11 protein-coding genes are annotated in these 10,880 nt (G+C 62.1%); 5 read left to right on the top strand and 6 right to left on the bottom strand.

Going from position 1 to position 10,880, the window contains the following annotated elements:
• Window positions 1-363: 363 nt before the first annotated feature.
• The 5 genes from PHP59_RS09140 to PHP59_RS09120 all read right to left on the bottom strand — a co-directional run bounded on the left by PHP59_RS09140 (window position 364) and on the right by PHP59_RS09120 (window position 3,888).
• Window positions 364-1,275 carry a metallophosphoesterase gene (locus tag PHP59_RS09140; RefSeq protein WP_300166242.1) on the bottom strand — a complete coding sequence of 304 codons (912 nt, stop codon included), beginning with the start codon at window positions 1,273-1,275 and terminating at the stop codon, window positions 364-366.
• Window positions 1,276-1,592: 317 nt separating this feature from the next.
• On the bottom strand, window positions 1,593-2,168 hold the full coding sequence (locus PHP59_RS09135) for a hypothetical protein (protein ID WP_300166240.1): 576 nt from the start codon (window positions 2,166-2,168) through the stop codon (window positions 1,593-1,595).
• Entirely contained in the window at window positions 2,165-2,914 is a 750-nt protein-coding gene (locus tag PHP59_RS09130) for a PAS domain-containing protein (protein ID WP_300166238.1), read from the bottom strand. The genes PHP59_RS09135 and PHP59_RS09130 overlap by 4 nt, the downstream gene beginning before the upstream one ends.
• A gap of 3 nt (window positions 2,915-2,917) precedes the next feature.
• The gene (locus PHP59_RS09125) at window positions 2,918-3,520 is read right to left on the bottom strand and encodes a chemotaxis protein CheX (protein WP_300166236.1); all 603 of its coding nucleotides are present in this window, start codon (window positions 3,518-3,520) and stop codon (window positions 2,918-2,920) included.
• Entirely contained in the window at window positions 3,520-3,888 is a 369-nt protein-coding gene (locus tag PHP59_RS09120; protein WP_300166234.1) for a response regulator, read from the bottom strand. Before PHP59_RS09120 ends, PHP59_RS09125 begins: the two co-directional genes overlap by 1 nt.
• Before the next feature lie 178 nt (window positions 3,889-4,066).
• Between PHP59_RS09120 and endA the strand changes: the two genes are divergently transcribed.
• From endA to pheT, 4 genes are read left to right on the top strand one after another with little or no spacing between them, the layout of a single operon-like run.
• Window positions 4,067-5,140, top strand: coding sequence for a tRNA-intron lyase (gene endA / locus PHP59_RS09115; protein WP_366943743.1), 1,074 nt, complete (start codon window positions 4,067-4,069; stop codon window positions 5,138-5,140).
• Between the two features lie 10 nt (window positions 5,141-5,150).
• Entirely contained in the window at window positions 5,151-6,404 is a 1,254-nt protein-coding gene (locus PHP59_RS09110; protein WP_300166232.1) for a tryptophan--tRNA ligase, read from the top strand.
• Window positions 6,404-7,837 carry a phenylalanine--tRNA ligase subunit alpha gene (locus PHP59_RS09105; RefSeq protein WP_300166230.1) on the top strand — a complete coding sequence of 478 codons (1,434 nt, stop codon included), beginning with the start codon at window positions 6,404-6,406 and terminating at the stop codon, window positions 7,835-7,837. The genes PHP59_RS09110 and PHP59_RS09105 overlap by 1 nt, the downstream gene beginning before the upstream one ends.
• A 3-nt stretch (window positions 7,838-7,840) precedes the next feature.
• Window positions 7,841-9,481 carry a phenylalanine--tRNA ligase subunit beta gene (pheT, locus tag PHP59_RS09100; protein ID WP_300166228.1) on the top strand — a complete coding sequence of 547 codons (1,641 nt, stop codon included), beginning with the start codon at window positions 7,841-7,843 and terminating at the stop codon, window positions 9,479-9,481.
• Here pheT and hisF read toward each other — a convergent pair.
• Complete coding sequence (gene hisF, locus PHP59_RS09095; protein ID WP_300166226.1) at window positions 9,438-10,244, bottom strand: imidazole glycerol phosphate synthase subunit HisF; 807 nt, start codon at window positions 10,242-10,244, stop codon at window positions 9,438-9,440. The two genes, pheT and hisF, sit on opposite strands and share 44 nt — an antisense overlap.
• A gap of 114 nt (window positions 10,245-10,358) precedes the next feature.
• Here hisF and PHP59_RS09090 point away from each other — a divergent pair.
• On the top strand, window positions 10,359-10,880 hold a 522-nt coding region (locus tag PHP59_RS09090; RefSeq protein WP_300166224.1), incomplete at its 3' end, for an adenosylhomocysteinase.

The following is a 10,880-nucleotide window of genomic DNA, read 5'->3' as shown; positions in this document are numbered from 1 at the left end:
TCGGGACCGTCCTCCAGCACGGCCTCGACGACACAATGACCGACCTGATCTTCGATCTCGTCGGGGCGGTCATCATCGCCGCGGTCGGGAACTTCTACCTGCGGAGGCTGACGAAGGAGGAGATGGCCCTGTTTTTCCTGAACCCTGCTCCAGAAAAGAAGGTATAGGGATACCGGAGAACACCGCATGCTCTGTTTTTGGGACACCTCTCCGATCCCGCCGAAGAGCGCGTGTCCACCGCCTTCCCTCTCTCACCCGCCGGGGCGAAGCCCCATGACCCCCTTCATAGGATTGGTCCGGGAAGAGAGAACGGAGATCTGAGGGTGATTGTCATCCCTCTACGCGAGGGCTTCTCCAGATCTTTTATCGAGACCCGGTCGGGCTGATCACGACGATCTCGGGCGGGGCATTGAAACGCAGGTCTGTCCTGAGGTTGGAGGTGCCGATGCCGCGGCTGATGTACACCGGCGCCCCGCCCTTCTGGACGAGGCCGGAGAGTTCGATGACGCCCCGGTCGTTCAGGTCCTTGACGCCCGGTATCATGACCTGCCCGCCGTGGGTGTGGCCGGCAAGGATGAGGTCGGCGTCCCAGTCGGCCCGGCACTCTGGCTCGTGGACCATGTAGATCGTGAAGGCATCGTCATCCTCCGGCACCGAGGGCGGGTCTGCCATGCCGGCCCAGCCGTCGTCCACGCCGACGATGCGGAGGCTGGTGCCGTTGACGTCCAGGGTGACATATTCGTTTCTCAACACCGTGACGCCGTTCTTTTCAAGTTCTGCCTCGACCGAGTCGGCGAATGCGACGTCGGCCGTCCCGTCCCTGAGCGTGCTCATGTCGTAGCCTGCCGCCGTCCTGACGGTCTCTTTGATGGCCGCGACCCTCTGCAGTCCGCTGAAGGCGTCCGTGCCCGACTTGTAGTCGTGGTTGCCGAGGACGGCGTACACGGGGGCGTCGATCTCCTGCCAGACCTGCTGGAGGGAGAGGTCTGCCTCTTCGTCATAGACGAAATCCCCGCCGATGAGCACGACCGAGGGATGGAGGGCATTGATCTCCTGGATCATCCGTCTGGTATGGTCGAGAGTCTCCGCCCTCAGGTGGGGGTCTGCGATGAACACGACCCCTCCCTCGGGGGCGTTGTCGAAGGAGAGGGTGGTGACGGAGGAACTCTGCCCTTCGAGGGCCATGTACCCGAGGGTCGCGGGTGTGCAGACGAGGAGAGCGATGGCGATGAAGGCATAGCCGGGATGTTTCAGGCGAGGCAGTCCGATCCCCATGATACTTCCGATTTTTGATCTGGTGCATATATAGGGGATGGTGTGGTGGCATGCCGGAGGGATCAGGACGGGAATGTGTGAGGGGATTTTTTGTCCATGCCCGGATTTTTCACGACCCATCCTGCAAAAAATCAGTTTCTTTCTATTTTTTCCTCGTCGAAGGCTATCTATAGGGGTGCATCCTCCTGCCGATCCGCACTTCCTGCACAGAGCGCGGGGCGGGCAGGGTCGCGGTGGGAATCGGCAAAAAATCACCGCCGCAGAGGGTCGCCTCTCTCTATACTCGTAATGATAAATCCCCTTCTGCCTGTCGCCGGTTATGAGGATGAGACTTGCGGGAAGACCGGGGCCTCGATCCTGATCACTTCGCTGGAGAAGGTGAGCAGGTGGTCGAGGAGGATCGGGCTGAGACTGTTCTCGGCGGCGAGGAAGATGAGGGGCGTGTCCATGATGCCGAGCTTCGCCGATGCGAAGTGGATGAACTTCGAGACGTCCTCTGAGGAGAGGTGGATGAGCATCGTGGTGACCGAGTCGATGAGATAGCATGTACGCTCTTCCGGGTATGTCCTGAGCATCTCGGTGATCGCGATGCTGAGGCTGGTCAGGTCCCGCGGGTTGCTGACAAAGGCCGTGTTTTCCCGGGGTGGCGGTGTCGTTCCGAGGGCGTACTTCGTGATCGCGTCGATAAAGGAGACCCTTGAGGTATCGATGCCGCGGCGAGTATAGACCTGCATGAGTATCTGTGAGGGCTGGCTGACGGTGATGACGACCGCCCTGAACCCCTGTCTCACGATCTCATCGACAAGGGCGACATTTGCGTCCCTGAGCGTCTTCGGACTGGATAGGGCGAGGTAGACCGCAGCGTCTTCAAGACCGGGCAGCGAGATGCTCATGATTCGTATCCCTTTTCCAGCAGGAATTTTCTGAAAATTTCCGGGATATCCCGGCGTCCCCCGGTGGCTGCCTTGATAAGTTCTGCCAGATTCTCTTCGATCGCCCTGATTGTGCCGATCTCCACCTGGAGTTGCATCCTGATCTCCTCCGGACGCCAGTCCCCTGTATCCAGATCGCCGATGATCCCCTCCAGATCTGCCCTGACAGTCTCTGCCGGGTGCATGACCCGCGACGCGCTCTCTATGAGATACGCGAGGAGTGCCTCCTGGGCGGCCTTCAGTTCTTTTTCTGCTTTTATCCGCTCCTCAAGTTCGTGTGTAAGATTGTTTTTCGTCGCCCTGTACGCCACCACCTCGCGGGTCAGGGTGCTCACGTCCTCGCAGACGATCATGACATTTGATCTCCCTTCTTCTTCGCTGGCGACCGGGATCAGGGTGGTGCGCTGGATCCGCATTTTTCCGTCAGGAAGGCATGAGGGGATGAGATAGTGGTGGATCTGGGAGGAGAAGACGATCGGTGCGCCCCCTTGCATGACCTGATTGATCCGTTCGGTGATAACCGGCCTTTTCAGGGACGGGAAGCGGAAGGTTATCTCCTCTCCCCGTATCTCGTCTGCGGGGATCCCGGTCCACTCCTCCAGGCAGGCGTTCCAGTAACAGACCCTGAACTCCGGATCGATGATGCATATGCCGACCGGCAGGAAGTCCATCCCCTGCCATGCGCCAGCAGACCCACGCGTCTCCATCTATCAATCTCCCCTGACAGAGGCGATCCTGCCGAGGAGGACGTCCAGAGATCCGATCTCCAGGATCATTGCGATGACGCCTTCGACATTGATCTCTTCGACGAAGAACCTGGTGTTGGCGAGAAGAACCCTCTCGTCCGGGTCGAAACGTGTTGCCCGGGCAATATTTGCGATCGTGTCCTCGACATATGTCGGGGGCGTGTAGGTGATCTGCTGACCAAGGACATTCCCGATCGATCCCATGACCCCGTTGATGAAGATGTTCCCGACCTCCATCAGTGTCTCCGTCCTGAGTGCATCAAGTTCGGGCTGGTCCTCCTCCTCGCCGGTGATCGCCGTCACCAGGGCCGCGGCACTTTCGGGAGGAAAGATCAGGGCGGTCGTGCCGGTGAAAAAACCCCTGAAATCTATCTTTACCGTTGCGGCACTTTGCGGGCCGGAAAGCCCGTCAACCCGGTCGAGTTCGTCGATGCCGATCACCTGGAGCGTCGGCACCTGCAGGGTGATATGGGAGCAGGTGATCTCGTTGAGCATCGCCGCCGCTCTGCCGACGCCGATGTTCACGAGTTCCTTTATGGCGTCGATATCTTCGGGGTCGACGTCCATCAGATCCCGCCCTGATCGAGTATATCTCTGATAGTCACCAGAAAATCGTCTTTTTTCAGCGGTTTGTTGAGGCATGCCCTCGCGCCCATCTTACGGCATGTGTCCAGGGTCGACTCCTGAATGTCCGCGGTCAGGATGATGACCGGGGTCGTCAGCCCGCGGTCACGGAGCTGCTTCATCATTTCGAAACCGTCCATCTCAGGCATCAGGAGGTCAAGGATGATCAGATCGGGTGGATTTTCGGCTGCAAGGTCCAGCCCTTCACGTCCGTTCCTGGCGCAGACCGTCTCAAAACCCTCTTTGTCGAGGATGGACGAGATGATCTTTCTCTGAAAGGACGAGTCATCTGTGATTAAAATACGTGGCATCGTCTTCAACTCTCTGCCCCGAATGATTTGGTATCAGGTGGTAATAGTCGTTCTGGTGAAGGAAATATTCTTCCACCATGACTGTTTATTGGGCCGGATCGCCATCCTGAATATCTATTCCCTGATTATCATATTTTTCTCTCATAATTTTGTTATCCCGGGTAATCCTGCCCTGAACATGGCAGACGACCTGCCCGTGGGGCAGGTCGTCTTCTATATATTCCCTGCCACCCCACGTATCTTTCACGTGAAGGCAACATTCGACGGCAGCAACCTCTATCTGAAACAGGACACCTCGCTCTATGAGAGCGGGGGCTACGGGCGGCCTGAGAAGGGCGGGCTCCGTCTCTCCCCGGAGGAGGGACTGTACCTCCTCTGGCGGAAGAGGATCGACCTTGAAGGCTTCGATTTCTCCGGCCTCCTTACAGAACTCTCCCGAGAGCCGGGTTTTTTCCGGCGGTACCTCGTTTACCGCGATCTCAGGGAGAGAGGCTACGCCCTCCAGACCGGGCCGCATGACTTCCGGGTCTTCAAACGCGGCGAGAGGCCGGGCAAGGGTCAGTCCCTGTACCTGATCCGGGTGCTCGCCGAACGCGACCTGGTGGACTTCGACCGTATCGTCGCCGAAGTGGCGACGGCCGGGAATATGCGCAAGCAGTACCTTATAGCGGCGGTGGACGACGAGGGCGAACTCACCTACTATGAGGTGAAGACCAACCACCTCGCCGGTTCGGAGACACCCGGAGCGACGGCGACGGTGGAAGGCGAGGCTTTCGGTGCGGTCGTCCTGGTGAGAGCCGCGGCCGCCCCCTGGCTCGAGACTGAAGGCTATGGCAAACCCCTCGATCCCGAGCTGACCATGCTCTCCCCGGTGGAGGCACTCTTCCTCATGGACGAGGGCAGGCTCACCCTCGGTCAGGAAGGTTCGCCTTTTGGCCACGACAGGTATCATGCCGTCGCCGCTGCGACCGACGGCGAACTTGCAGAGAAGGTCGTCGTCTATACCGACCTGCGCAGGCGCGGCTATGCGCCGAAGACCGGGTACAAGTTCGGCCACCACTTCAGGGTCTATGGCGAAGGGGTCAAGCACTCTCTCATGCTCGCCCATGCCATTCCCTCAGGCACCGCCCTCACCATGGCCGTCATTTCACGCTCGGTCCGCCTGGCGCACAGTGTCAAAAAGAAGATGTTGTTTGCCTGTGTACATATGGACGGCATTCAGTATATCGAATTTGCACGAATAAAACTGTGAGATCTGACTTATGCAGCAGGGGATCAATCCATGGGCCAGCAGCCAGACGGTCGATGTCGAAAAACTCTTCTCCGATTTCGGCATCGAACCGATTGGCACCGCCACCTCAGGCCTCCCCGAGGTCCCGTCCTTCATGCGGCGGGGGATCGTCGTGGGGCACCGTGACTACGGGAGGATCGCCGATGCGATCCGGACAGGATCGCCATTCAATGTCATGACCGGGTTCATGCCCTCGGGCCACCCGCACCTCGGCCACCTCATGGTGATGAAAGAGGTGGTCTGGCATGTGCAGCAGGGTGGCAGAGGCTATATCGGCGTCGCCGACCGCGAGGCCCACGCCGTCCGCGGGATGTCGTGGACGCAGTGCAGGGAGTACGGCCGGGAATACCTCGCCTGCCTGTACGCCCTCGGCTATGAGGGGACGACCTACTACCAGAGCGAGAACACACGCCTGAAAGACCTCGCCTTCGAGGCGGCGACGAAGATCAACTTCTCCGAACTTCAGGCGATCTACGGCTTTACGCAGGATACCGCCCTCGCCCACGCGATGAGCGTGGCAACCCAGGTGGGGGACATCCTCTTCCCGCAGCTCGACTGCGGCCCCTCCCCCACCGTCGTCCCTGTCGGGATCGACCAGGACCCCCATATCAGGCTGACCCGCGACGTCGCCTATAAACTCCGGATGTTCCTGGTCGAACGCCGGGACGGCTGCATCAGCGTCCGCTCGAAGAACGCACCCGAAGCGGCGATCGAGGCCGTCCACCGTGCCTTCCCCGGCTCGAAAAAGTACGAGGGCCACGTGGATATCCCGGGCGCCTCCTGCGATGCTGTCGAGGAGAAGGTGCGGGCGATCGAGATCGAGCAGGGCGGTTTCGGCTTCGTCCTCCCCTCGGCCACCTACCACACCTTCATGCCGGGCCTGCAGGGCGGCAAGATGTCGTCGAGCGTGCCGGAGAGTTTCATCTCCTTCTGGGAGACGGAGAAAGACCTCAAGAAAAAGGTGATGGCCTCCCTCACCGGCGGGCGCATGACCCTTGAAGAGCAGAAGAAACTCGGCGGCGAACCGGAGAAGTGCTCTGTCTATCTCCTCAACCTCTTCCACATGGCCCCTGACGACGGGGAACTCGCCGAGATCTGCAGGAAGTGCCGGGCCGGCGAGATGATGTGCGGCACCTGCAAGAAGGAGACCTTCGAGAGGACGAAGGAGTACTTAATGGATCTCAGAGAGAAGATGGACGAAACAGCACACCTGGTGGATGGATAATGGCAGATCTCACCCTGAATGAAAAGCGGCTCCTTGTCGCCCTTGCTCCGATGGGCGAGGGCAGTGCGGCCGCCCTGGCCGCGGCCCTCGGCACGACCGAGGAGGCGGCCGTCCAGCATGCCCACCTCTGCGCCGACCGCGGCCTGGCCGCGGTGACGCGGACGAGCGCGAAGACCTATTCCCTCACCCCCGAGGGGACGGAGTACAGGGAGCACGGTCTCCCCGAGAGGCAGATCCTGGACTCCTTCGAGGGCTCCATCTCGATGAAGGACCTCCAGGGCCATCCCCTCTCCAGGATCGGGATCGGCTGGCTCAGGAAGAAGGGCTGGATCGCGATCACGAAGGGCGTCGCGGAGAAGACGGGCGAGGCCGCGCCGGGCGAGGACGAGGTCGCCCTTGCAGACCCGAAGGAGGGGATGCCGGGCATCGCCGAACTCCTGAAGAGGAACCTCGTCGAGGAGCACGAAGAGGTGGCCTACAGGATCGCGATCACGCCGGAGGGCCGCGCCCTTGTCGCCGCCGGCCTCGACCTCGTCGAGGAGACAGGCACCCTGACGCGGGAGCAGATCCTCGACGGTTCCTGGCGGACCGCGAACCTGAGAAAGTACAGCCTCTCGACGCCGCCAAAGCGCGTCTGGCCGGGCAAGTCCCACCCGTACCAGAGGATCATCGACGAGGTGAAGAGGATCCTCCTGGACATGGGCTTTGTGGAGATGCAGGGCGAGATCGTCCTCTCCGCCTTCTGGGACTTCGACGCCCTCTTCCAGCCGCAGGACCACCCGGCCCGCGAGATGCAGGACACCTTCTACCTGGACATGAAAGAGCCCCTGCCCGCGGGATATGAGGGCGTGCGCGACATGCACGAGCACGGCGGCACGACCTCGTCGACGGGATGGGGCGGCGTCTGGAGCACCGAGGTCCCGCAGCAGTGCGTGCTCCGCACCCACACCACCCCCTTCTCCATCAGGTACCTCATCGACCACCCCGAACCCCCTGTCAAGGCCTTCGCCCTCGGCCGTGTCTACAGGCGCGAGGCGATCGACCCGACCCACACCCCCGAGTTCGAGCAGCTCGAGGGGATCGTCATGGACGAGGACGTCTCCTTCCGCCACCTCCTCGGCTACCTCAAGGAGTTCTACGGGAGGATGGGCTTTGAGAACGTCCGCTTCCGCCCCGGCTACTTCCCGTACACCGAGCCCTCGGTCGAGCCCGAGGTCTGGGTGGACGGCCTCGGCTGGGTGGAACTCGGCGGCGCCGGTATCTTCAGGGAGGAGGTCACCGCCCCCTGGGGTATCGAGACGCCGGTCCTTGCATGGGGCCTCGGCATCTCCCGCGTGGCGATGCTGAAGCTGGGCCTGAAAGACCTCAGGCAACTGTATCGGAGCGACATCGACTGGATCAGGGAGAGCCCTGTGATCAGGAAGGAGGAGTGAGACATGGCAATCATATCCCTCAACTACGCATATCTCGAACGCCTCACCGGCACCGACAGGAAGACGATCCTGGAGCGCCTGCCGATGATCGGTTCCGACATCGAGCGGACCTTCGACGACCACGTGGACGTGGAGTTCTTCCCCGACCGTGTGGACCTGTACTCGACCGAAGGCGTGGCAAGGGCGATGCGCGGATTCCTCGGGATCGAGGAGGGCCTCCCGGAGTACCCGGTCACTCCCTCGGGCATCTCCTTCACCGTCGACCCGGCCCTCCGTCAGATCCGCCCCTATCTCGGCTCCGCCGTGATCAGGAACGTCCGTCTGGACGAGGCCGGGATCGAGAGCCTGATGGGCCTGCAGGAGTCCCTCCACTGGGCGATCGGCCGGGGCAGGCGGAAGGTGGCGATCGGCGTCCACGACCTCGACAGGGTCAGACCGCCCTTCCGCTATCTTGCCGCACCCCGCGACCGCCGCTTCGTCCCCCTCGACTTCCAGGAAGAACTCTCGATGGAGGAGATACTGGAACGGCACCCGAAGGGGAGGGACTATGCCCACCTGGTCGACGCCTTCGACCGCTTCCCCCTGATCGTCGATGCCGACGAGAATGTCCTCTCCTTCCCGCCGATCATCAACGGCGAACTGACCAAGGTCACGACGGAGACGAGGAACATCCTCCTCGACTGCACAGGCACGGACCCGAAGTCCGTCCGCATGGCGGCGCACATCATCTGCACCGCCCTCGCCGAGGCCGGGGCGACGATCGAGAGCGTCGATATCGACGGCACGCCGTACCCCGACCTCTCCCCTGTGGAGCGTATCGTGAGCGTCGACACCTGCCGCCGCCTCATCGGGATCGATATCGATGCGGAGGAGATGGCCGCCCTCCTCCGGAAGATGCGCTTCGGCGCCGAACCCCTGCCAGACGGGAAACTGCGGGTGCTCGTGCCCCCGTACCGGGCCGACATCATGCACGACTGGGACATCTTCGAGGACGTGGCCGTCGCCTACGGCTTCGACAATATCGACGCCGCCCTGCCGCAGACCTTCACCACCGGCAAGGAACACCCGATCGCGGTCGTCGAGAGGCAGGTCAGGTCCATCCTCACAGGCCTCGGCTACCTGGAGGTCATGCCCTTCACCCTCACCTCGGAGAGGGTGCTCTACGGACAGATGCGGCGCGAGACCTCGCCCGACCTTCTCAGGGTCTCCAAACCGATCTCAGAGGACCAGAGCGTGGTAAGGACCGAGATCCTTCCCCTGCTCATGGAGATCCTGGAGATCAACTGCCACCGCGAACTCCCGCAGCGCCTCTTTGCGACCGGCGACATCATCCGCGGCGTGAAGACGATGCAGAGCGTCGCCGCCGTCTCCATCCACCCGGGCGCCGACTTCTCCGAGGCCTATGCGATGATGGACGCCTTCTGCCGCGAGTGCGGCCTCTCCCCGGAGTTCGTCGAGTCTGCGGACCCGGCTTTCATCGAAGGCAGGCGCGGCGACGTCCTGGTGGACGGCAAAAAAGTGGGTGTCTTCGGCGAGGTCCACCCCGAGGTGCTCGTCGCCTTCTCCCTGGAGCACCCGGTGGCGGCCCTCGAACTCGACCTCAGAGCCGTACCTGGATACCCTGCCCGGCCAGGTACTCCTTGACCTGGCTGACGGTCATCTCGCCATAGTGGAAGACGCTTGCCGCAAGGCAGGCGTCCGCTTTTCCAATGGCGAAGCCGTCCCTGAAATGCTCCAGCGTCCCGACGCCGCCGCTGGCGATGACCGGGATGCCGACACTCTCAGAGACGGCGCGGGTGACCGGGATATCGAACCCGTTTTTCGTGCCGTCAGTCTCCATGCTCGTGAGCAGGATCTCGCCGGCGCCCCTTTCCTCAACCTCTTTTGCCCACCGAATCGCGTCAATGCCTGTCGGGTGCGACCCGCCCATGGTCACCACCTCATACCAGACGGTCCGGCCGTCGGCGAGGGTAATGGGAGTGGCGCCGTCCTTCATCGCCGGGTTGGCCCGCACGTCGATGGCGACGACGACGCACTGGGTGCCGAAGCGCTCCGCGGCCCTGGTGATCAGGGTGGGGTCGTCCACCGCGCTCGTGTTGATGGAGACCTTGTCCGCGCCGGCCCTGAGGATCCTGGTGATGTCGTCGAGTGTCCTGATCCCGCCCCCGACGGTGAGGGGGAGGAAGAGTTCGTCGGCGGCACGCTCGATGACCGGGATGATCGTGCCCCGCCCTTCCTTCGAGGCCGTGATGTCCAGGAAGACCACCTCGTCCGCTCCCTGCTCGTTGTAGCGCGCCGCAAGTTCGACCGGGTCGCCGGCGTCGCGGAGTCCCTCGAAGTGCGTCCCCTTCACCACTCTGCCGTTCTTGATGTCCAGGCAGGGGATGATCCGTTTGGTGAGTGCCATGCGAACTTCTCTGACCGCGGGGATAATCAGCATTTGGGAGGGGGCCGCCAGGCCTGACCGTCACCTTTCAAGTGGATGCGCGTCCACCTATATGGGAAGACGTCAGGTGAGGCTATGAAGACCGGTCAGCAGAAGATGGACTGGGCACGGCAGTACATGCCGGTGCTCGGCAGCATCAGAAAGGAATTCGAGGAGACGAAGCCCCTCGCGGGCGTGACCATCGGGATGGCCCTCCATGTGGAGGCAAAGACCGCCGTCCTTGTCGAGACCCTGGCGGCAGGCGGGGCCGAGGTGTACATCACCGGCTGCAACCCCCTCTCCACCCAGGACGACGTGGCCGAGGCCCTCGGCGAGGTGCCGGGCGTGCACTGCTATGCGAAGCGGGCGTGCTCGAATGAAGAGTACTACGCGGCGATCAACAAGGTCCTCGACGCGCACCCGGTGATCACCATCGACGACGGCATGGACCTCATCTTCGAGCTCCACACTCGCAGGCAGGAACTTCTCGCGAACGTGATCGGCGGCTGCGAAGAGACGACGACCGGCATCCACCGCCTCCGCTCGATGGCGGCCGAAGGCGCGCTGAAGTTCCCGGTGGTCGCGGTGAACGACACCCCGATGAAACGCCACTTCGAC

This window comes from Methanofollis sp. (assembly GCF_028702905.1).
Lineage (GTDB): Archaea > Halobacteriota > Methanomicrobia > Methanomicrobiales > Methanofollaceae > Methanofollis.
This window is presented reverse-complemented; position numbering and strand designations above follow the sequence as displayed.

Excerpts from the sequence above, each read along its gene's own strand:
- PHP59_RS09140 (WP_300166242.1), bottom strand. The coding sequence starts at position 1,275 with ATGGGGATCGGACTGCCTCGCCTGAAACATCCCGGCTATGCCTTCATC.
- pheT (WP_300166228.1), top strand. The coding sequence starts at position 7,841 with ATGGCAATCATATCCCTCAACTACGCATATCTCGAACGCCTCACCGGC.
- endA (WP_366943743.1), top strand. The coding sequence starts at position 4,067 with ATGGCAGACGACCTGCCCGTGGGGCAGGTCGTCTTCTATATATTCCCT.
- hisF (WP_300166226.1), bottom strand. The coding sequence starts at position 10,244 with ATGGCACTCACCAAACGGATCATCCCCTGCCTGGACATCAAGAACGGC.
- PHP59_RS09110 (WP_300166232.1), top strand. The coding sequence starts at position 5,151 with ATGCAGCAGGGGATCAATCCATGGGCCAGCAGCCAGACGGTCGATGTC.
- PHP59_RS09105 (WP_300166230.1), top strand. The coding sequence starts at position 6,404 with ATGGCAGATCTCACCCTGAATGAAAAGCGGCTCCTTGTCGCCCTTGCT.
- PHP59_RS09125 (WP_300166236.1), bottom strand. The coding sequence starts at position 3,520 with ATGGACGTCGACCCCGAAGATATCGACGCCATAAAGGAACTCGTGAAC.
- PHP59_RS09130 (WP_300166238.1), bottom strand. The coding sequence starts at position 2,914 with ATGGAGACGCGTGGGTCTGCTGGCGCATGGCAGGGGATGGACTTCCTG.
- PHP59_RS09120 (WP_300166234.1), bottom strand. The coding sequence starts at position 3,888 with ATGCCACGTATTTTAATCACAGATGACTCGTCCTTTCAGAGAAAGATC.
- PHP59_RS09135 (WP_300166240.1), bottom strand. The coding sequence starts at position 2,168 with ATGAGCATCTCGCTGCCCGGTCTTGAAGACGCTGCGGTCTACCTCGCC.